Raw genomic sequence first — 20,700 nt, forward strand, 5'->3', positions numbered from 1 at the left:
CGTCGCAGGCCGCGGCGGTGCAGCCGTGGTGGCTGGGTGCCTGGTGCACGAGGACCGGGGCTCGCAGTTCCGATCTGGCCTATTTCAGGACGCGCGCACCCGTCATGGGCCGATCGGCTTCGTACTCGACGTCCTGACGCGCGGTTCTGCCGGCCGGTCGGCCTGATCCCGCGCTCCGGGTGATCACGGCGTCGGATCGAGCCTGACAGGTCAGCGTCGGCGCCGTGGTGGATGGCATGCACCACCCCCACGAGCGCCGTGTCGCGTTCAGCACTCTGGTGGGCCTACCTGCCCCCTCACTCCGCCAGGAATTCCAGCAGGATCCGGTTGAACTCCTCGGAGTGGCTGATGCTGAAGCCGTGCGGGGCATCCTTGACGAGTTCGACGCGGCTGCCGTCGATCGCCTTGTGCGTCCGCTTGCCGGAGCCCTTGAACGGCACGATCTGGTCGGCGTCGCCGTGCAGGACCAGGGCCGGCACGGTCACTGCCGGCAGGTCGCGGCGGAAGTCGGTGGCCCCGAACGCGTCCATGCAGGCCAGCGCCGCCGTCTGGTCGGACTGCAGCGCCATCCGGATGGCCTCCTGGCGCTGCTCCTCGGTGACCTTGAGGCTGCTGGTCAGGCCGGCCAGCTTGGGGGTGGAGAAGAACGTCGTCGTGAAGTCGTCGAAGAACGACTCGCGGTCCTTCTCGAGACCCGCGCGCATCTCGGCGGCCTGCTTCTCGGTCAGCGGGCCGTCGGGGTTGTCGTCGGTCTTCAGCAGGTACGGGGGCACCGCGCCGGCGAACACCACCGAGTGGATCCGGTCCGCGCCGAACCGGGACATGTAGCGCGCCACCTCGCCACCGCCCATCGAGAAGCCCACGAGCGTCACGTCACGCAGGTCGAGCTCGGTGAGCAGACCGTGCAGGTCGGCGGTCATCGTGTCGTAGTCGTACCCGCCGGCGGGCTTCTCCGAGGCACCGAAGCCCCGCCGGTCATAGGTGATCACGCGGTAGTGCGGGGACAGGGCTGCGACCTGGTCCTTCCACGAGTCGAGGGTCAGCGGCCAGCCGTGGATGAGGACCACGGGACGCCCGTGGCCGGCCTCCTCCACGTTCAGTCCGATCGTGCCGTGGTCCGTGGGGATCTGCATGAGGGTCATGTGCGTCTGCCTTCCTGTGCTCTCGGGGGACGACGGCGGCGCTCGGCCGCCGCTTCCTCCTCACGCTAGGCACGCGCTCGGCACGTGTCAGGCTTCGGTCTCCGCCATCCTGCGCAGCGTCAGCGCGTTGAACGCGGCGTGGCCGTGGTTGTCGTTGTTGAAGTAGACGTAGGCGGGGCGCGCGCCCGCCGCGTCCGCGCCGGTCAGCTCCCGCAGCCGCTTCACCCAGGGGGAGAGCTCGGCGTCGGAGAACGATCCGCCGTAGCGCCAGTCCGGGTCCGCGTTGTGGAAGCGCACGTAGGCGAGGCGGCCGGTCGCGCGCAGCACCGGCTCCCGCCCGGCGATCACCGAGACCACGAACCCCGCCCCGTGCCGGTCGAGGAGGTCGAACACGTCCTCGTCCAGCCAGGACTCGTGCTGGACCTCCACCGCCACGCGCACCCGCTCGGGCAGCAGGCCGAGGAACCCGGCGAGTCGGTCGTCGTCGCGGTGCAGGTTGACCGGCAGCTGCAGCAGCAGCGGCCCGGCGTGGTCACCGAGCAGGTCCAGGGTGTGCACGATGCGCTCCACCCAGTCCTGCGGCTCGTTGAGCTTGCGGTAGTGGGTGAGGTAGCGGGAGGCCTTGACGGCCATCTCGAAGCCGGCGGGCAGGCGCTCGCGCCATGCCTCGACGGTGCTGTCCGCCGGCCAGCGGTAGTGGGAGCCGTTGAGCTCGACCGTCCGGAAGCGCTCCGTGTAGTGGTCGAGCTGGTCGGCGATCCGCAGCCCCTGCGGGTAGAAGGTCCCGCGCCAGTGCCTGTAGGTCCAGCCGGAGGTCCCGATCCGCACGTCCATCCCCCGACGATAGCCCCGGCCCGGGTTCCCGGGTCTTGCCTTCACCCTCCGTCGCCCGCGTAGCGTCCCGCTGATCATCGCGGTGGCTCAGAGGTACGACCGGAAGATGGGCATCGGCTCCCTGATCGCCACGATGCTCCCGTCCTCGATCGCCTTCCTGCCCGCGTGCACCGGCATGGTCATCGGCTGGAGGTGGCTGGGCCTGCCGCTGGGCCCGATTGCCCCGGTCCAGTGAACGCCGTGACCGGCCCGGCGCCCGCCCGCGACCCGGGCGCCCGCCCACTACTGTGCCAGGAATGGACATGACGCGATTCGACGACGACCTGCGCGCGATGCTCGACGAGGTGGAGTCCGACCGTCGCGGTGAGCCCTCCGACTACCTCGAGGACGTCGCCGGCCAGCATGTGGACGGCCTCGCCGTGGCGGTGTGCACGGTGGACGGTCACCAGGCCGCCGCCGGGGAGACCGAGCACGCCTTCGCGCTGCAGTCGGTCTCCAAGGCCCTCACCTACGCGGTGGTGCTGCAGGAGATCGGCCTGGACCACGTGCTGGAGGACGTGGGCGTCGAGCCCTCCGGTGAGTCGTTCAACCACCTGTCCCTGCACGACGACGGCCGGCCGTACAACCCGCTGATCAACGCCGGCGCCATCCTGGTCCACGCCCTCCTGCCCGCCGGGGACGAGGATGAGCGGACGGCCCTGCTGCTGCGCCGCTACAGCGCGATGGCCGGCGTCGAGCTGGAGGTCTGCGAGGACGTCCTCGACGCCGAGCGCACCCGCGCCGACCGCAACCTGGGCCTGGCCCACCTGCTCGCCGACGCCGGCCGGCTGCCCATCTCGGCCCGCGAGGCCGTGGCCGGGTACCTCGCGCAGTGCTCGGTCCTGGTCACCGCACCCCAGCTGGCCGTCATGGGCGCCACCCTCGCCGCTGGCGGCACGAACCCCGTGACGGGGGAGCGGGTGCTGGACGAGTGGGTAGCGCAGCAGGCGATGTCCGTGATGCTCACCTGCGGCATGTACGACGCCAGCGGCCAGTGGGTGGCCGAGGTCGGCGTGCCCGCGAAGTCCGGCGTCTCGGGCGCGCTGCTCGGCGCCGTGCCCGGGGCCCTGGGCATCGCCACGTGGTCGCCGCGCCTGGACGAGCAAGGTAACTCCCGGCGTGGCATCGGGTTGTTCGAGGGGCTCAGCGCACGCTGGGACCTGCACGTGCTCCAGCACCGTGGCGCCCTGCGCGGCCTCAGCGGGCCCCGCTGACCCCGCGTTGACGCCTAGCCGCCGCGGCGCCGTCGTCGCGTGGGCCACGCCGCCGACGACGCCGCGCCCCGTCCCTTGTCACCCTCTGGCGCTCGCCTCGTAGCATCGGGCCCATGACCACTCCAGAGAAGAAGGACGACGCCCCCGCGATCCCCGTGCAGGACTCCCAGCTGGCCCACGACGACCCGCGCACCCGCCACCCGAAGCTCCACGTCGCCAAGCAGCGCCAGCCCGAGCCGGGCCTGGACGTGAAGACGGATCCCGTCCCGGACATCGGTCTGGACTCGTACCGGGGGACGGGCCGGCTGACCGGCCGCAAGGCCCTGATCACCGGCGGTGACTCCGGCATCGGTGCCGCGGTCGCCATCGCCTACGCCCGTGAGGGCGCGGACGTCGCCATCGCCTACCTGCCTCAGGAGCAGCCCGACGCCGACCGCGTCCTAGCGGCGATCGAGGCGGCCGGGCGCACCGCCGTCGCGCTGCCGGGGGACCTGATGGACGCGGACTACCGTGCCGCCCTCGTGGACGAGGCGGCGAAGCGCCTCGGCGGCCTGGACATCCTCGTGAACAACGCGGGCAAGCAGTTCATCTCCGATGACCTGACCGATCTCACCGACGAGCAGGTCCACGAGACATTCCAGATCAACATCATGTCCATGTTCACGCTCAGCCGCGCCGCGCTGAAGCACATGGGCCCGGGCAGCACGATCGTGAACACCACCTCGGTGCAGGCCTACAACCCCAACCCGAGGCTCCTCGACTACGCGGCCACCAAGGGCGCCATCAACAACTTCACCAAGGGCCTGGCCGAGCAGCTCGGCCCGAAGGGCATCCGTGTCAACGCGGTGGCGCCCGGGCCCATCTGGACGGTGCAGCACGTGTCCTACGGTGAGCCCGAGGAGAAGCTGCCCGAGTTCGGCCACAGCACCCCCATCGGCCGCGCCGGCCAGCCCGTGGAGATGGCGCCCGCCTACGTGTTCCTTGCCTCGGGCGAGTCCAGCTACGTCAACGGCGAGACCCTCAACGCCAACGGCGGCACGCCCACCCCGTGACCGCCCGCCTCCTCGCCGACGTCGACACCGGCATCGACGATGCCTGCGCCCTGCTCCACCTCGTCGGCGCCCACCGCCTGGGTGTCGGCCCCGAGCTCGCAGCCGTCACGACCACGGGAGGCAACGCGACCGCCCGGGACTGCGCCCTGAACACGGCTGCGGTGCTGGACCTGGCCGGTCGGGCCGACGTCGAGGTGGCCGTCGGTGCCGAGACCCCGTTGCGCCGGCCCGCGGTCACCACCCCGGAGACCCACGGCGACGGCGGTCTCGGCCATGCCCGGATCGATCGGCGCCCTGAGTGGCTCTCGCCCCGGCCCGCCGTGGAGGTGTGGCTGGACGAGCTGCGGGCCCACCCCGGGGAGACGACGATCCTCTGCACCGCGCCGCTGACGAACCTGGCCCTCGCGCTGCGCGTCGAGCCGCGCCTGCCGTTCCTCGCCCGCGGCATCGTGATCATGGGCGGCTCCTTCTATCATCCGGGCAACACCACGCCCACCGCCGAGTGGAACACCTGGGTGGACCCGGACGCCGCGAAGGAGGTGTTCGCGGCCTTCGAGGGCCTGCCCGAGGATCGCCTGCCGGTGGTGTGCGCGCTCGAGACCACGGAGCGGATCGAGTACACGCCGGCCCTGCTGGACGGCCTCCTGGCCGACGCCGGGGCCAGCCCCGTCGGCTGGTCCGCGGACCGACCGCGGGTCGCCGGGCCGGCCGCCGCGACCGGCCGCCCCGTCCTGGACGTGCTCGCCGACGCGCTGCGCTTCTACTTCGAGTTCCACCACGACTACGACCAGGGCTACATCGCCCACCTGCACGACCTCTTCGCCGCCCAGGTGGCCGCGGGCCAGGCCCGCATCGCCACGCGGGCCACCGTCGTCGACGTCGAGGCGGACTCGGAGCTGTTGCGCGGCACCACCGTCCACGACACGCGGGACATCTGGGGCAGGCGCCCCAACGCCCGGCTCGTCACGGCCAACGACCCCGCGGAGGTGTTCGCGGCCTTCGCCCGCGCGGTGGGCGCCGTCGTCGCGGGGGAGCGCACGCTCGACGGCGGTTCCCCGGCCCGGTGACCGCCGTCGGTAATGCCCCCCGTCCGCGTGCGGTTGCATCCGACGCATCCGCCCGACCCCGACCTCCCAGGAGTGCCCCCATGACCAGCGTGCCCACCGTCCCGTTCCACGACGGCCAGCAGATCCCGCAGCTCGGACTCGGCGTGTGGCAGGTCGAGGACGACGTCGCGGCCGACGTCGTCGAGCAGGCGATCCGCGCCGGCTACCGCCACATCGACACCGCCGCGATCTACGGGAACGAGGAGGGCGTGGGCCGCGGCATCGCCGCGTCCGGCGTCGCCCGCGAGGAGCTGTTCCTCACCACCAAGGTGTGGAACTCGGACCAGGGCTACGAGGAGGCGCTCGCCGCCCTCGACGTCTCGCTGGACAAGCTCGGCACCGACTACGTCGACCTCTACCTCATCCACTGGGCCAAGCCTGCGCAGGGGAAGTACCTGGAGACGTGGAAGGCCCTGATCGAGGCGCAGAAGCAGGGCAAGGTGCGCTCGATCGGCGTCTCCAACTTCCCGGCCGCCCAGCTCGAGGAGATCATCGAGGCCACCGGTGTGGTGCCCGTGATCCACCAGGTCGAGACCCACCCGTACTGGCAGCAGCGTGAGCTGCGCGAGGTCGAGGGCCGCCACGGCATCGTCCACGAGTCCTGGTCCCCGCTCGGTCAGGGCGGCGACCTCCTCGCCGACCCCGTGGTCACGGAGATCGCCGAGGCCCGCGGCGCGACGCCGGCCCAGGTGGTCATCGCGTGGCACCTCGCCCACGGCTTCGTGGTCATTCCCAAGTCCGTGACGCCCGAGCGCATCGTCTCGAACCTCGAGGCCGCGGGGGTGGAGCTCACCGACGACGACGTCGCCCGGATCGACGCGCTGGACCGCGAGGACGGCCGTCTCGGCCCCGACCCGGCGGTCATCGACTTCTGATCCAGCCGCCATCGCGCGCACCCGGCCCGTCCCCCTGGGGGCGGGCCGGTGATAGCTTTGCTCGAGAATGCCCGGCGACCGCCGCGCCGCCCGGGCGCATCTGTCCAGGCACTCCACGGAAGGCATGCACCATGTCCCACCAGGCTCCCCCCGCCGATGCGTCGAAGGTCCGCGCGCCGCGGACCGCCGTCCCGGTGACCCCGCAGACCCGCGCGAGCTCGCTGACCGACCTGCTCGGCGCCGTCGTGCGCCTGTTGCCCCTGCAGATGAAGGACGAGCTCGAGCTCGCCAAGAGGCACGTGGCCGCGAAGGGCAAGAAGGCCGGCATCGGCGCCGGCATCGCGGTGGTGGGCCTGTTCTTCCTCGCGCTCATGGTGGTCGCCCTCGTGGTGACCCTGATCGGCGCCTTCGCCGACCCGACCTTCTGGTTCCCGGCGCTCATGGTGGCGCTGGCCTTCCTCGTGCTCGGCCTGATCTTCGCCGGCGTCGGCCTCGTGATGGTCAAGGGTGCCATGCCGCTCGTGCCGCAGGAGATCGTGCGCAACCTCGAGTACGACCTCGGCTACCTCAGGGAGGGCAACGCCTTCGATCCGGCCGAGTACGACCGGCTCAAGGCGGAGCGCGCTGAGGCCAAGCGTGTCGAGGCCGCCCGCGAGGCCGAGCGGAAGAAGGTGGAGAAGAAGGAGAACAAGAAGGCCCGCAAGAACGGCGAGGCCGCTCCCCACCCGGGCCGTGACGACGCCACCGAGGCGGAGATCCGCCGTCGTGCCGACCTGCGCCGCCGCCACCTGGGCGACATCCGCTCCGGCCTGGACGAGAAGACCAGCGTGAAGGGCCAGCTCGCGGCCTTCGCCGCCCAGCGCAAGGGTCGCGGGGTCACCCCCGAGACCGCGCACGCCACCGAGCAGACCGCGCCGTTCACCAGTGCCGCCCGCGCGGGGGAGCGGACCGCCGAGGCCGAGGACTACGTGAAGGACAACTGGCAGCCGCTCGCGCTGCTCGGCGCCTCCTCCGCCGCGTTCGTGGCGCTCGCCAGCCGTCTGCGCCGCCGCTGATCCGGGGGCGCCCGCGCTCCCCAGCCCCCGAGGCCCCGATCCCCACGGATCGGGGTCTCGTCGTCTGCGGGGAGGGGCGACGGCGTCGGTAGGCTGGGCGTGTCGGGCGCCCGGCGGGGGCGTCCGCCCGCGGACCCTGGAGGAGCGACCCATGCGTGTGATCGACGTCGGCCTGCGCGAGGGCCACGAGTACCGCGTCCGCGACACCTGGCTGACCGTGCCCAACCTCATCACCCTGGCCCGCTTCGCCCTGGTGCCGGTGTTCGTGTGGCTCACCGTCGACGGCCGGCACCTGGACGCGTTCGTGATCCTGGCGGTGCTCTCCGGCACGGACTGGGTGGACGGCTACGTGGCGCGCCGGTTCGACATGATCTCCACGGTCGGGCGGTGGCTCGACCCGGTGGCGGACCGCCTCTCCCTGCTGGTGGTGGCCGTGACGTTCGTGGCCACGGGCATCGCCCCGCTCTGGCTCGCCCTGGCCATCGCGATCCCGGACGTCGTGCTCGCCGCCGTGTGCCTGTGGCTGTTCGGGGGCAGCCCGGACCTGCCGGTCACGGTCCTGGGCAAGGTGCGCACCGCGCTGCTGCTGGTGGGCACGCCCCTGCTGCTGCTCGCCCGTGTGCCGGGGGTCGACGGCGGCCCGTGGAGCGGCGTGGCCCTGGCTCTGGTCGGCGCCGGTTGCCTGCTGCACATCCTCGCCGCGGGGGACTACCTCGTGCGCGCGGTGGGCAAGGCCCGCGGCCTGCGGGCGGACGGTCAGGACCCGCGCGAGCACCCGTCCCGCCGGGGCTGACCCCCTCGCGCATCCTCGTGCCGGCGCCGACGGTTGCTACCGTGGGACGCGCGCCGTGCCCGCGGCCGATCCTCACGGCACGGGCCGGGCGCCGTCGTGCCATCGCCACCACAGAGAGGGACCGCCGTGTCCGACCGTCCCGGGATCGCCGCCGACCGCCCCCTGAAGGTGCTGATCGCCGCAGACACCTATCCGCCGCACGTCAACGGGGCCGCCACCTTCGGCCACCGCCTCGCCACGGCGCTGCACGCGCGCGGCCACGAGGTCCACGTCGTGATGCCGCGCAGTGACGCCGGCCCGGACACCGTGGAGCACCGGCCGGAGGCCACCGTGCACCTGCTGCGCTCCCTGCCGGCGCCGACGCACGAGTACTACCGTGTGGTGCTCCCGCGGCATGCCAAGATCTCCTTCCGCCGCATCTACCGCGAGGTCCAGCCGGACGTCGTGCACGCCCAGTGCCACTACATGATCGGCGAGGCCGCCATCAACGAGGCCGAGCGGCGCCGCATCCGGATCGTCTCCACGAACCACTTCATGCCGGAGAACCTCGAGCCGTTCCTGCCGTTCCCGCAGTGGTTCCTGGACATCGTCTCCCGGGTGTCGTGGAAGGACATGGGTCGACTCATGGGCAAGGGCGCGGTGGTCACCACCCCCACGGCCCTCGCCGCGCAGGCCATGGCCGAGCACGCTGGCCTGGACAACGTTCTCCCGGTCTCCAACGGCATCGACGCGAGCGCCTACGAGCTGCAGCCGGGGGAGAGGGTGGACCATCCCGGCCATCCGGTCGTGCTCTTCGTGGGGCGGCTGGCCGTGGAGAAGAACGTGGAGGTGCTGATCCGTGCGATCGCGCACCTGGCCCGCACCCGCCCCGACCTGGACGTGCACGCCGAGATCGTCGGCGACGGCGAGCAGCGCGACCGCATCCGTGCCACGGTGGACGAGGAGGGGGTGGCCGACCGCGTCCTGCTGCGCGGCCACGTCTCCGAGGAGGAGCTGCGGGCGGCCTACCTGCGCGCCGACGTGTTCTGCCAGCCGGGCACGGCGGAGCTGCAGTCCCTCGTGACCCTCGAGGCGCTCAGCGCGTCCACCCCGGTGGTCCTCGCGGACGCCCTCGCGTTGCCCCACCTCGTGGACGAGGGCGTCAACGGCCACCTCTTCCCGCCCGGGGACCACGTGGCCCTGGCCGATCGGATCGCCCGGATCCTCGACCTCTCGGACGCGGACCGCGCCGCCATGGGCGAGGCGTCCCACGCGAAGGCCCTGCATCATTCCGCCCAGAAGACGGTGGACATCTTCGAGCGCCTCTACCGCGGCGCGACGGCCGCCGAGGTCCGCGCGATGCTCTGAGACCCGTCGGTAGGATGGGCGGGTCCCGCGCGATGCCGCGGGGGAGGGGCGTTAGCTCAGTCGGTCAGAGCAGGGGACTCATAATCCCTGGGTCGCGGGTTCAAGTCCCGCACGCCCTACAGAAAACGGCCCCCGGCCGCGCGGTATGGCGCGGGCCGGGGGCCGTCGTCGTGCCGGTGCTCAGTAGCGGGCGGCCACCGCGAGCATGTCGGACTTCATGATCGTCGTGGAGGTGAACACTAGGCCCGCGTCCTCGTTGAGGGCGTGGGCGAGCTGGCCGCCGCCCATGTACATGGCCGTGTGGTAGATGCGGCCGGTGGACTGGTTCGCATAGAACACGAGGTCGCCGGGCTGGGCCTGGGAGATCGGCACGTAGGACTTCGCGGCGAGGTACTGGTCGCCGGCGCGGCGCGGGATGGAGATGCCGGCCCGGGCCATGGCCTGCTGGGTGAGGCCGGAGCAGTCGAAGCCGGAGGGGCCGTTGCCGCCCCACACGTAATAGGAGGACGGGTTCCGGACGGCGGAGCGCACGTAGTCGACGGCAGCCTGCTTGGACGCGGGCGCCGGCGCAGGGGCAGGGGCGCTGGAGGTGGAGACCGAGGTGGTCTTCAGGACCATTCCCGGGTGGAGCATGGTCGAGGAGGTCATGCCGTTGATGGACTGTAGGACCGAGGCGGACACGCCCGTGCGGTAGGAGATGATCCACCAGCCGTCGCCGGCCAGCACGGTGTAGGTCGAGCCCGAGGTGGACGGCGCCGGGGCCGGGGCCGGGGTGGCGGTGCCGGAGGTCTTGAGGACCATGCCGGGGTGCAGCACGGTCGCGGCGGTCATGCCGTTGAGCGACTGCAGCGTGGACATGGAGACGCCGGTGCGCTGGGCGATGATCCACCAGCCGTCGCCGGAGCGGACGGTGTAGGTGGTCTCGGCGGCCTGGGCGGTCTCGGCGACGGACACGGTGCCGACGCCGGTCAGGGCGGCGGCGCCCAGGGCGAGCGCCACGGAGGCGGCGGCGGTGCGGGGGGCGCGACGCGCGGCGGCGTGCGGGGAGGTCACAGACATCAGATCTTCTTCCCGGACAGGACCTGCGGCCCGTGAGGGTGGTGCCTCGGGGCGGTGCCCGGAACGAGGCCGGACCGCGGGTGCGAGTTGACGAGCAGTGCGGATGACCGGGTACGCGCGGATGCGGAGGAAGCCCCGGTGTGGCGGACCGGTCGTAACCGATCCGTGATCAAGATACACGATCGTTATCGAAACGCAATCAGAAATTCGGATGTCGTCCAGGTGGCCGCTCGGTGCTCGACACCCCCCGCTCGACACCCTCCGCGCGCGGCTGTCCCCGCCCCGCTCCGGCGCGGCGCTAGCGTGGTCCGGGTGAGCCCCTCCCGCCCCCTGCGCCTGCTGATGGACGCCCGCTACACCCGCACCGACTTCCACGACGGCATCTCCCGCTACGGCGCGAGCCTCCTCGAGGCGGTCGCCCGCCGGGCCGCCGCACCGGGCCCGGCGGGGGCTGACGTCGAGGTCGCGATGCTGATCTCGGACGAACGACAGCTGGCCCTGCTCCCGGACGGCGTGCCGTGGCACCTCGTCTCCGGCCCCACCTCCCCACGCGAGCCGTTCGTGGCCCGTCAGGTCGCGCGTCTGCGACCGGACGTCGTCTTCTCGCCCATGCAGACCATGGGGTCGTGGGGGCGGGACTACGCCCTGATCCTCACGCTCCACGACCTCATCTACTACGAGCACCGCACCCCGCCGCGGAACCTGTCCGAGCCGATCCGCTGGCTCTGGCGGGCCTATCACCTGACCAAGATCCCGCAGCGGCTCCTGCTCGACCGCGCGGACGCGGTCGCCACGGTCTCCCGGACGACGGCGGAGCTCATCGCCCGGCACCGCCTCACCCGGCGTCCGGTCCACGTCGTCGCGAACGCGGCGCAGGCGGTCCCGGAGCCGCGGGACCCGGACGAGACCCCGGAGCGCACGCTGCTCTACATGGGCTCGTTCATGGACTACAAGGACGTCGAGTCCCTCGTGGCCGCCGCGCCGCTGCTGCCGGGCTACACGCTGCACCTGCTCTCCCGCATCAGCCCGGAGCGCCGCGGGCAGCTCGAGGACCGGTTGGCCGAGCGTCGCGCCGTCGCAGGGGCCGACGGCGCAGACGTGGTGTTCCACGACGGCACCGACGAGGCCGAGTACGTGCGCCTGCTCCGCCGGGCCACCGCGGCCGTCACCCTCTCCCGCGCCGAGGGCTTCGGCCTGCCCGTGGCCGAGGCGATGGCCCATGGCACGCCGGTGGTGTGCTCGGACCTGCCGATCTTCCGCGAGATCGCCGGCGCGGGCACCCCGTCCTTCCGGGGTGTCCCGCTCGAGGGGGACCGGGCGGCCGCGCTCGCCGCCCGCGTGCGGGAGCTCGAGGATCCCGCCGAGTTCGCCGTGGCCTCCCGGGCGAGCGTCGCCCAGGCGGCCCGGTTCAGCTGGGACGAGTCCGCCCGCCGGCTCCTGGACCTCACGGCCGCGCTGGGTGTGGCGCGGCGTGCGGCCAGAGCACGGACGGGCCGCTCCACCCGATGAGCACCAGCGGGTCGAGGTAGCGGTCGAAGGCCGCCTCCCCCACACGCCAGCCGTCGGGCTCCCGCACGCCCCAGTGCACGCACGCGCGCGTGCAGTGCGGTGGCGCCCCGGCCAGTCGCCCCACCGGGTCGCCCGCGGCGACGACGGCCCCCACGGCGACATCCGCCTCCACCGGCTCGAGCGAGCTGCGGGTCCCGTCCTCGTGCTCCAGGGTCAGCACGGGGCGGTCGACCACGACCCCGGCGAACACGACCCGGCCCGCCGCCGGCGCCTGGATCGGAGCCCCGGTCTGCACGGCGAGGTCCACGCCCCGGTGCCCCCGACTCCACGGTCGCTCGGGTGCGACGAACGCGCGGAGCACGTCATCCGGGGCGGCGCCGGCGACGGGCGGGTGCCACGCGACCGGCGCGGCCGTCGCGCCCGGACCTGCCGGGGACGCCGCGACGAGGAGCAGCGCGTCACGCGTGGACGGTGCGGGCGTGGCCCGGGACACGGGGCCGAGGTCGCCCATCCCCAGGGCGAGGACGAGCCAGGCGAGCAGGGCTGCCGCGACGCACCCCGCGATGCGCGGACGCGGGAGCGGACGGGGGAGGAGCGTGCGAGGGGTCATGGCGTCAGCCTGGCGTTCCGGGCGGCCGCGTGGCAGGCCCGCAGTCCCATCGTGGAGAGCGCCCGCCGCACCGGCCCCTGTGCAGGAGTCGGCGATGGGAGCGGGCGCCCACCTGGGGTAGGATTCACCTCAGCGGTGTCCTGTGGCCGGCCCTGTGCTGTGCCCCGGACGCCGACTCCGCGCATCGCGGTGGGTCGCTTCAGCGGCCCAGCCCCCACGCTCGGTCCCGTCCCCGCCGTCCTCCTGGAGAGGACGTCGGCGCGGGTGCTCGTGGGGCCCGGCAGCCCGCCGTCGTGGTGCCAGGGGCCGCCCGACCGGGCCGGCCGCCAACCGTCAAGAAATCGACCGGCAGACCGCCCGCGCGTGAAGCGCGGGGTGCCACGGCTGCCACAGAAGGGAACGTCATGCCCGTCGTGACCATGCGCCAGCTCCTCGACTCCGGTGTCCACTTCGGCCACCAGACCCGCCGCTGGAACCCCAAGATGAAGCGCTTCATCTTCACCGAGCGCAACGGCATCTACATCATCGACCTCCAGCAGTCGCTGTCCTACATCGACCGCGCCTACGAGTTCGTCAAGGAGACCGTCGCCCACGGCGGCACCATCCTGTTCGTCGGCACCAAGAAGCAGGCCCAGGAGGCCATCGCGGAGCAGGCCGGTCGCGTGGGCATGCCCTACGTGAACCACCGCTGGCTCGGCGGCATGCTGACCAACTTCTCCACCGTCTCCAAGCGCGTGCAGCGCATGAAGGAGCTCGAGGAGATCGACTTCGAGGACGTGGCCGGCTCGCAGTTCACCAAGAAGGAGCTGCTGCTGCTCAACCGTGAGCTCGAGAAGCTGCAGGCCAACCTCGGCGGCATCCGCAACATGGCCAAGACCCCCTCCGCCGTGTGGGTCGTGGACACCAAGAAGGAGCACCTGGCCGTCGACGAGGCCCAGAAGCTCGGCATCCCGGTCGTCGCCATCCTGGACACCAACTGCGATCCGGACGAGGTCGCCTACCCGATCCCGGGCAACGACGACGCCATCCGCTCCGTGAACCTGCTGACCCGCGTGGTCGCGGACGCCGTCGCCGAGGGCCTGATCGCCCGTCAGGGCGGCAAGTCCGGCCAGGCGGCCGCCGAGCCGATGGCCGAGTGGGAGCGCGAGCTGCTCGAGCAGCACAACGCCCAGCAGGCCGAGCAGGCTGAGCAGGCCGAGGCCCCCGCCGCCGAGGCGCCGGCCGAGCAGGCCGAGGCCCCCGCCGCCGAGGCGCCGGCCGAGCAGGCCGAGGCCCCCGCCGCCGAGGCCGCCCCGCAGGGCGAGTGATCCCGGCCGGCCCGTCGGCCCGGCCCCACCCGGCCGGGCCGACGGACCGGATCAGACCCCGAACATCCCGCACAACCCACACCACGGGAAGGACCGAACGAGCATGGCGAACTACACCGCTGCTGACATCAAGGCCCTGCGCGAGCGCACCGGCGCCGGCATGATGGACGTGAAGAAGGCTCTGGACGAGGCCGACGGCGACGCCGAGAAGGCCATCGAGATCATCCGCGTGAAGGGCCTCAAGGGCGCCACCAAGCGCGAGGGCCGCTCCGCCGCCGAGGGCCTCGTGGCCGCGACCGTCGAGAACGGCGTCGGCGTCATGATCGAGCTCAACTGCGAGACCGACTTCGTGGCCAAGGCCGACAAGTTCATCGCCCTGGGCGACGTGGTGCTGCGCGCCGCCGTCGCCTCCGGCGCCACCGACGTCGACGGCCTGCTGGCCTCCGACTACGAGGGCCGCACCCTGGGCGACTACGTGACCGAGGAGGGCGCCCTGCTGGGCGAGAAGGTGGCCGTGCGCCGCCTGGCCCGCGTGGAGGGCGCCTTCGTGGACGCCTACCTGCACAAGACCTCCAAGGACCTGCCGGCCCAGGTGGGCGTGCTCCTCGCCGTGGACGCCGACTCCGCCGACGCCAAGACCGCCGCGCACGACATCGCCGTGCACACCGCGGCCTATTCGCCCACGTACCTCACCCGTGAGGACGTGCCGGCCGAGACCGTCGAGAACGAGCGTCGCATCGCCGATGAGACCGCCCGTGCCGAGGGCAAGCCGGAGCAGGCCCTGCCGAAGATCGTGGAGGGCCGCCTGACCGGCTTCTTCAAGGAGATCGTGCTCGTGGACCAGCCGTTCGCGAAGGACCCGAAGCAGACCGTCGGCAAGGTCGCCTCCGACGCCGGCACCAACGTCACCGGGTTCGCCCGCTTCCGCGTCGGCAACTGACCGCCGCACCCGGACCGGCCGCTCCCGGTCCACGCCCCGCGGGGGCGTAGGATCGGGAGCGACCCGAGGTCCACTCCGGCGCCGGATGGCGCCGACGACCATCGCATGACGGGGTGGCCGCCCCGACCGGGCGGCCACCCCGTCCGCGTGTCCGCCCCCGGGACGGCCGTCCCCGGCCCGACCCCCCACCGACCAGGAGATGCTTCCCATGGAGACGAACCGCGCCCCCGAGGACCCGACCACCGCCCACGCCCCGCAGACCTCGGACGACACCGGCCGCCGTCGCGTGCTCCTCAAGCTCTCGGGCGAGGTGTTCGGCGGCGGCAAGATCGGCGTGGACCCGGAGACCGTCCGCGGCATCGCCGAGCAGATCGCCGCCGCGGCGGACCAGGTGGAGATCGCGATCGTCGTCGGCGGCGGCAACTTCTTCCGTGGCGCCGAGCTGTCCGAGAACGGGATGGACCGCCGTCGGGCCGACTACATGGGCATGCTCGGCACCGTGATGAACTGCCTGGCCCTGCAGGACTTCCTCATCCAGGCCGGGGTCACCACGCGCGTGCAGTCCGCCATCCACATGGAGCAGGTGGCGGAGTCCTACATCCCGCTGCGCGCCATCCGCCACATGCAGAAGGGCCGCGTCGTGATCTTCGGCGCAGGCACCGGCCTGCCCTACTTCTCCACGGACACCGTGGCGGCCCAGCGTGCCCTCGAGGTCGGGGCGGACGAGGTCCTGATGGCCAAGTCCGGCGTGGACGGCGTCTACACCGCGGACCCCAAGAAGGACCCCACCGCCGAGCGTCTCACGCACCTGACCTACGACGAGGCGCTGCTGCGGAACATCCGCGTGATGGACCTGACCGCCATGACCATGTGCAAGGACAACGACCTGGACATGCGCGTGTTCGGCATGGAGGGCCCGGGCAACGTGACCCGCGCCCTGCTCGGCGAGCCGATCGGCACCACCGTCACCGTCTGAGGCGCGCCGCGTAGGATGGCGGCAGACCTGTTCCACCACACCGAGGAGACACCGTGATCCAGGAGACCCTGCAGTCCGCCGAAGAGCAGATGGACCGCACCATCGAGGCCACGCGTGAGGACTTCGCCTCCGTGCGCACGGGCCGCGCCAACCCGGGCCTCTACTCCAAGGTGATGGTTGACTACTACGGCTCGTTCACCCCGCTGCAGCAGCTGGCGTCCTTCACCACCACGGACGCCCGCACGCTGCTCATCACCCCGTTCGACCAGTCGGCCCTGCGCAACATCGAGAAGGCGCTGTCCGAGTCCGAGGTCGGCGCGAACCCGTCCAACGACGGCAAGGTCATCCGCATCGTGATGCCGGAGCTGACCGAGGAGCGCCGCAAGGAGTACGTGAAGCTGGTCAAGTCCAAGGCGGAGGAGCACAAGATCTCCGTGCGCAATGCCCGCCGCAAGGCCAAGGAGGCCATGGACAAGGCCGTCAAGGACGGCGAGGTCGGCGAGGACGAGGGTGCCCGCGGCGAGAAGGAGCTGGACGCGCTCACCAAACGCCACGTCGAGCTCATCGACGAGATGGCCAAGAACAAGGAGCAGGAGCTGCTGGAGGTCTGAGCCTCCCGCCGTCCGCGCTCGCCCCATGACCTCCGCCGTGTCCACCTCGCCCGCACCTCCGCGCGGCGGCCGCGACCTCAAGTCCGCCGTCCTCGTGGGGGTGGGGCTGCTGGCGACGGCCCTGGTCGGCCTCTTCTGGCTCGACTGGCTGCTGGTCCTCCTCGTGGTCGCCCTGCTGGTCGGCGCGGTGTCCGAGATCGCGACGGCGGTGCGCGGCATCGGCCTGGACGTGCCGCGGCCCCCGCTCTGGGTGGCCGCGGCGGTCCTGCCGCTCACCGCGTGGCGGTGGGGGGTGCCCGCGCTGTTCATCGCCCTGGTGGCATGCCTGGCGCTGGTGGCCGTATGGACGGCGCTGACGCGGCGGCGTCCGGCGGGCCAGTTCATGCTCGCGGGCGTGTTCATCGTGCTGTGGGCGCCGTTCCTGCTCTCCTTCGCCGCGGCGCTCCTGGACGAGCCGCTGGGGCACCGCATGGTGGCGATCCTGCTGCTGATGGTGGTCTCCAACGACACGTTCGGCTACATCGTGGGCTACCGCTTCGGCCGCACCCCGATCGCCCCGCGCATCAGCCCCAAGAAGTCCTGGGAGGGCCTGGCCGGCTCCCTGGCGGGCTCGGTGCTGGTGGGCGTCGTCGCCGTCCCCCTGCTGGTCGGCCAGCCGTGGTGGGTCGGCGCCGTCCTCGGCGTGACCACCGTCGCCGCCGCCACCTCGGGGGACTTCTCCGAGTCCATGGTCAAGCGTGAGCTCGGCATCAAGGACATGTCCTCCGCCCTGCCCGGCCACGGCGGCGTGATGGACCGCCTGGACTCCCTCGTGTTCGCCGCGCCGGTGGCCTACACCGTGCTGGCGCTGCCCCTGACCTGATCCACCCCTCGACCCGGCACGTCCGGGACCCACACCGCAGGAGACGCCCATGACCCCCCGCACCACCCCGGACGCCGAGCCGGTCTTCGAGCTCGTCGAGCAGGACGAGATCGGCTACGAGACCACCCACGTGGACGCCTTCATGGCGCGTGCCCGTGAGGCGCGCGACGGCGGTGCCCCGCTGACGGCGGAGGAGGTGCGCCAGGCCCGCTTCGCGACTGTCAACGGCGGCTACGCCACGGACGAGGTGGACGACGAGCTGGACCGTCTGGAAGAGGAGCTGGCCGCCGCCGAGCGTCAGGCCTTCGTCGCCGAGCGCGGGGACGAGGACTGGGCCGCAGACCTCGAGGAGCGCGTGGCCGAGCTCGTGGCCCGCGCCGACCGGGCCCCGGCGGAGCGCTTCCGCCGCCCCTCCCGCGCGGACGCCGTGAGCTACGACGTGGACCAGGTGGACGCGCTCGTGGACCGTCTGCGCGTCACCCTGGCCGGTGCGGAGGACTCGACGGATCCCGGCGCCGAGGGCGGGCTGACCGCGGACGACGTGCGCCGCGCGTCGTTCGGCGAGGCCGAGGGTGCCGCCGGCTACGAGGAGGGCCAGGTCGACGCCTACCTCGACGCCGCCGTCGACGTGCTGCTGCGCCGCGCCTGACACCCGGCCCTCGCGCGGCGGCCCGGGAGAGTGGCGCAGATCACACTGAAGTGATTACAATCACACCACCGAGACGCCGCGCGCTCCACCCCTGCTCGCGCATGCGTACAGCTCCCTCGCCCCGCACCGTGGGCGTCGATCGGAAGGCAGTCCAGTGACCCTCGTGGACCACACCCGTCCCACCGGCGGACAGTCCGCCGGCTCTCCGCCCCCGGCGGGCCCGGCCGAGGCCGTGATGCTCCAGGTGCTCGACACGGAGGGCCGCCGCCGTCCGCAGCCGGAGCTCGACCCGTGGATCGAGGACGTCGACGCCGACGCCCTCGCCGCGCTGTACCGCCAGATGGCCGTGGTCCGGCGCCTCGACGTCGAGGCCACGCACCTGCAGCGTCAGGGCGAGCTGGCCCTGTGGCCCCCGCTGCTGGGCCAGGAGGCCGCCCAGGTGGGCTCCGCCGTCGCGCTGCGCCCGGACGACTTCGTCTTCCCGTCCTACCGCGAGAACGGCGTGGCCCTGCTGCGCGGCGTCCCCGCGCTGGACCTGCTGCGGGTGTGGCGCGGCTCCACGTTCTCGAGCTGGGACCCGAACGAGACGCGGGTGGCCACCCAGCAGATCATCATCGGCGCGCAGGCCCTGCACGCCGTCGGCTACGCGATGGGCGTCCAGCGGGACCAGGCGGACGTGGCCACGATCGTCTACTTCGGCGACGGCGCCACGAGCCAGGGGGACGTCAACGAGGCCATGGTCTTCAGCGCCTCCTACCAGTCGCCCGTGGTGTTCTTCTGCCAGAACAACCACTGGGCCATCTCCGAGCCCGTGCGCCTGCAGACCCGCCGCAGCATCGCGGACCGCCCGTGGGGCTTCGGCATCCCGTCGATGCGCGTGGACGGCAACGACGTCCTGGCCGTGCTCGCCGCGACCCGCGCCGCCGTCGAGCGCGCGGCCGACGGGGGCGGTCCCACCTTCATCGAGGCCGTCACCTACCGCATGGGCCCGCACACTACCGCGGACGACCCCACCCGCTACCGGGACGACGCCGAGCTCGAGGCCTGGAAGGCCCGTGACCCGCTGACCCGCGTGGAGGCGCACCTGCGCACCCTCGATGTGGACGTGGACGCCGTGCTCGCGCAGGCCCAGGCCGAGGCCGACGAGCTGGCGGCCGAGGTCCGCCGCGCCCTCGAGGCGCTCGAGGAGGACGGCGCGGACAGGCTCTTCGACGAGATCTACGCCGAGCCCCACCAGGAGCTCGAGCGGCAGCGCCGCGAGCACGCCCTCTACCTGCAGCAGTTCGACGACGAGGAGGCGGGCGCGTGAGCGAGCGCATGACCTTCAGCCGGGCGATCAACCGCGGCCTGCACCGTGCCCTGGCCGACGACCCCAAGGTCCTGCTCATGGGCGAGGACATCGGCGCCCTCGGCGGCGTGTTCCGCATCACCGACGGCCTGCAGGCCGAGTTCGGCGAGGACCGGGTGCTCGACACCCCGCTGGCCGAGTCCGGCATCGTGGGCACGGCCATCGGCCTGGCCATGCGCGGCTACCGGCCCGTCGTCGAGATCCAGTTCGACGGCTTCGTGTACCCGGCGTTCGACCAGATCGTGGCGAACCTGGCCAAGCTGCGCGCCCGCACCCGCGGCGCCGTGCCGATGCCGGTGACCATCCGCATCCCCTTCGGCGGCGGCATCGGCTCCCCGGAGCACCACTCCGAGTCGCCCGAGGCCTACTTCCTGCACACCGCGGGCCTGCGGGTGGTCTCCCCGTCCTCCCCACAGGAGGGGTACGACCTCATCCGCGCCGCGATCGCCTCGGAGGACCCGGTGGTCTACCTCGAGCCCAAGCGTCGCTACCACGACAAGGGCGACGTGGACCTGGACGTCGCGATCCCGCCGATGAGCCCGGCCCGCATCCTGCGCGAGGGCCGTGACGCCACGCTCGTGGCCTACGGCCCGCTCGTGAAGACCGCCCTGCAGGCCGCCGAGGTGGCGGCCGAGGAGGGCGTCGAGGTCGAGGTGGTCGACCTGCGCAGCCTGTCCCCGCTGGACACCGGCCTCGTCGAGTCCTCGGTGCGGCGCACCGGCCGGCTCGTCGTGGCGCACGAGGCCTCCCGCACCGGCGGCCTCGGCGCCGAGCTCGTGGCCACGGTGGCCGAGCGCGCGTTCCACTGGCTCGAGGCCCCGCCGGTGCGCGTCACCGGCATGGACGTGCCCTACCCGCCGTCCAAGCTCGAGCACCTGCACCTGCCGGACCTCGACCGCATCCTCGACGGCCTGGACCGTGCTCTGGGCCGACCGAATTCGCTGGACTCCGTGGACGCGTTCGCCGCCCCCGAGACCGCCGAGCAGTTCCTCGCGGCCCAGAACGCCGGGGAGGAGACCCGATGAGCCAGAAGACCTTCCGCCTGCCCGACCTCGGCGAGGGCCTGACCGAGTCCGAGATCGTGACGTGGCGCGTGGCCGAGGGCGACGCGGTGAGCGTGAACCAGGTGCTCGCCGACGTCGAGACGGCCAAGGCCGTGGTCGAGGTCTCGAGCCCGTTCGCGGGCGTCGTCGCGGCCCTGCACGGCGCCGAGGGTGAGACCCTCGAGGTCGGTGCGCCCCTGGTGACCTTCACCCTCGAGGGCGCCGAGCCCGACGTCGGCGGGCCCGCCGAGGGTGACGGCCGCGTGCCCACCCTCGTCGGCTACGGCGCCGCGCCGGACACCGGCAAGCCCGGCCGCCGTGCGCGGCGC

The 20,700-nt window shown here is 72.7% G+C and carries 22 protein-coding genes and 1 tRNA gene; 19 read left to right on the forward strand and 4 right to left on the reverse strand.

What is annotated here, in order from left to right; translation table 11 throughout:
* Window positions 1-296 precede the first annotated feature (296 nt).
* Together ACZ1IK_RS09900 and ACZ1IK_RS09905 are read right to left on the reverse strand one after the other, a co-directional pair.
* The gene (locus ACZ1IK_RS09900; protein ID WP_010079170.1) at window positions 297-1,142 is read right to left on the reverse strand and encodes an alpha/beta fold hydrolase; all 846 of its coding nucleotides are present in this window, start codon (window positions 1,140-1,142) and stop codon (window positions 297-299) included.
* An 87-nt stretch (window positions 1,143-1,229) separates the two neighbouring features.
* Window positions 1,230-1,976, reverse strand: coding sequence for a DUF72 domain-containing protein (locus tag ACZ1IK_RS09905; protein ID WP_170721237.1), 747 nt, complete (start codon window positions 1,974-1,976; stop codon window positions 1,230-1,232).
* A 76-nt stretch (window positions 1,977-2,052) separates the two neighbouring features.
* Between ACZ1IK_RS09905 and ACZ1IK_RS09910 the strand changes: the two genes are divergently transcribed.
* The 9 genes from ACZ1IK_RS09910 (at window position 2,053) to ACZ1IK_RS09950 (ending at window position 9,576) form a co-directional block, all read left to right on the forward strand.
* The gene (locus ACZ1IK_RS09910; protein ID WP_260840401.1) at window positions 2,053-2,211 is read left to right on the forward strand and encodes an AbgT family transporter; all 159 of its coding nucleotides are present in this window, start codon (window positions 2,053-2,055) and stop codon (window positions 2,209-2,211) included.
* 67 nt (window positions 2,212-2,278) lie between these two features.
* Entirely contained in the window at window positions 2,279-3,229 is a 951-nt protein-coding gene (gene glsA, locus ACZ1IK_RS09915; RefSeq protein ID WP_069941728.1) for a glutaminase A, read from the forward strand.
* Between the two features lie 113 nt (window positions 3,230-3,342).
* Window positions 3,343-4,281 carry an SDR family oxidoreductase gene (locus tag ACZ1IK_RS09920; protein WP_447127426.1) on the forward strand — a complete coding sequence of 313 codons (939 nt, stop codon included), beginning with the start codon at window positions 3,343-3,345 and terminating at the stop codon, window positions 4,279-4,281.
* Complete coding sequence (locus ACZ1IK_RS09925) at window positions 4,278-5,348, forward strand: nucleoside hydrolase (RefSeq protein ID WP_447127427.1); 1,071 nt, start codon at window positions 4,278-4,280, stop codon at window positions 5,346-5,348. The genes ACZ1IK_RS09920 and ACZ1IK_RS09925 overlap by 4 nt, the downstream gene beginning before the upstream one ends.
* Window positions 5,349-5,428: 80 nt before the next feature.
* Window positions 5,429-6,262: an aldo/keto reductase gene (locus ACZ1IK_RS09930; protein ID WP_144918980.1), complete on the forward strand. Its 834-nt coding sequence runs from the start codon at window positions 5,429-5,431 to the stop codon at window positions 6,260-6,262.
* A gap of 131 nt (window positions 6,263-6,393) precedes the next feature.
* Window positions 6,394-7,317 (forward strand): phage holin family protein, encoded by a 924-nt coding sequence (locus tag ACZ1IK_RS09935; protein WP_465098486.1) that lies wholly within the window; start codon window positions 6,394-6,396, stop codon window positions 7,315-7,317.
* Between the two features lie 151 nt (window positions 7,318-7,468).
* The gene (locus ACZ1IK_RS09940) at window positions 7,469-8,110 is read left to right on the forward strand and encodes a CDP-alcohol phosphatidyltransferase family protein (protein ID WP_095353903.1); all 642 of its coding nucleotides are present in this window, start codon (window positions 7,469-7,471) and stop codon (window positions 8,108-8,110) included.
* A gap of 126 nt (window positions 8,111-8,236) precedes the next feature.
* Window positions 8,237-9,457 (forward strand): glycosyltransferase, encoded by a 1,221-nt coding sequence (locus ACZ1IK_RS09945; RefSeq protein WP_020624489.1) that lies wholly within the window; start codon window positions 8,237-8,239, stop codon window positions 9,455-9,457.
* A 45-nt stretch (window positions 9,458-9,502) separates the two neighbouring features.
* Window positions 9,503-9,576: transfer RNA gene (locus ACZ1IK_RS09950), tRNA-Ile, on the forward strand.
* Between the two features lie 61 nt (window positions 9,577-9,637).
* On the opposite strand, the gene ACZ1IK_RS09955 is transcribed toward ACZ1IK_RS09950, so the two are convergent.
* Window positions 9,638-10,516, reverse strand: coding sequence for a C40 family peptidase (locus tag ACZ1IK_RS09955; protein WP_041105089.1), 879 nt, complete (start codon window positions 10,514-10,516; stop codon window positions 9,638-9,640).
* Window positions 10,517-10,828: 312 nt separating this feature from the next.
* Here ACZ1IK_RS09955 and ACZ1IK_RS09960 point away from each other — a divergent pair, with 312 nt between their 5' ends.
* Window positions 10,829-12,025: a glycosyltransferase gene (locus tag ACZ1IK_RS09960; protein WP_070708481.1), complete on the forward strand. Its 1,197-nt coding sequence runs from the start codon at window positions 10,829-10,831 to the stop codon at window positions 12,023-12,025.
* On the opposite strand, the gene ACZ1IK_RS09965 is transcribed toward ACZ1IK_RS09960, so the two are convergent.
* The gene (locus tag ACZ1IK_RS09965; RefSeq protein ID WP_041105090.1) at window positions 11,961-12,635 is read right to left on the reverse strand and encodes a M23 family metallopeptidase; all 675 of its coding nucleotides are present in this window, start codon (window positions 12,633-12,635) and stop codon (window positions 11,961-11,963) included. The genes ACZ1IK_RS09960 and ACZ1IK_RS09965 overlap by 65 nt on opposite strands.
* Window positions 12,636-13,039: 404 nt before the next feature.
* Here ACZ1IK_RS09965 and rpsB point away from each other — a divergent pair, with 404 nt between their 5' ends.
* The 9 genes from rpsB to ACZ1IK_RS10010 all read left to right on the forward strand — a co-directional run.
* Window positions 13,040-13,942, forward strand: coding sequence for a 30S ribosomal protein S2 (rpsB, locus tag ACZ1IK_RS09970; RefSeq protein ID WP_036382563.1), 903 nt, complete (start codon window positions 13,040-13,042; stop codon window positions 13,940-13,942).
* A gap of 103 nt (window positions 13,943-14,045) precedes the next feature.
* Complete coding sequence (gene tsf / locus ACZ1IK_RS09975; RefSeq protein WP_010079157.1) at window positions 14,046-14,882, forward strand: translation elongation factor Ts; 837 nt, start codon at window positions 14,046-14,048, stop codon at window positions 14,880-14,882.
* Window positions 14,883-15,090: 208 nt separating this feature from the next.
* On the forward strand, window positions 15,091-15,858 hold the full coding sequence (gene pyrH / locus ACZ1IK_RS09980) for a UMP kinase (protein WP_002857706.1): 768 nt from the start codon (window positions 15,091-15,093) through the stop codon (window positions 15,856-15,858).
* A 53-nt stretch (window positions 15,859-15,911) separates the two neighbouring features.
* On the forward strand, window positions 15,912-16,469 hold the full coding sequence (gene frr / locus ACZ1IK_RS09985; RefSeq protein WP_036314042.1) for a ribosome recycling factor: 558 nt from the start codon (window positions 15,912-15,914) through the stop codon (window positions 16,467-16,469).
* A 25-nt stretch (window positions 16,470-16,494) separates the two neighbouring features.
* The gene (locus ACZ1IK_RS09990) at window positions 16,495-17,331 is read left to right on the forward strand and encodes a phosphatidate cytidylyltransferase (RefSeq protein ID WP_060974172.1); all 837 of its coding nucleotides are present in this window, start codon (window positions 16,495-16,497) and stop codon (window positions 17,329-17,331) included.
* Window positions 17,332-17,380: 49 nt separating this feature from the next.
* Window positions 17,381-17,980, forward strand: a complete 600-nt coding sequence (locus ACZ1IK_RS09995; RefSeq protein WP_036314046.1) for a DivIVA domain-containing protein — start codon at window positions 17,381-17,383, stop codon at window positions 17,978-17,980.
* Between the two features lie 154 nt (window positions 17,981-18,134).
* Complete coding sequence (pdhA, locus tag ACZ1IK_RS10000; RefSeq protein WP_060974171.1) at window positions 18,135-19,289, forward strand: pyruvate dehydrogenase (acetyl-transferring) E1 component subunit alpha; 1,155 nt, start codon at window positions 18,135-18,137, stop codon at window positions 19,287-19,289.
* 8 nt (window positions 19,290-19,297) lie between these two features.
* On the forward strand, window positions 19,298-20,353 hold the full coding sequence (locus ACZ1IK_RS10005; RefSeq protein ID WP_052520122.1) for an alpha-ketoacid dehydrogenase subunit beta: 1,056 nt from the start codon (window positions 19,298-19,300) through the stop codon (window positions 20,351-20,353).
* Window positions 20,350-20,700 (forward strand): biotin/lipoyl-containing protein (locus ACZ1IK_RS10010; protein ID WP_465098487.1); only part of this gene is annotated, 351 nt, incomplete at its 3' end. The genes ACZ1IK_RS10005 and ACZ1IK_RS10010, both read left to right, overlap by 4 nt.

It is taken from the genome of Micrococcus sp. CS26 (assembly GCF_055522295.1).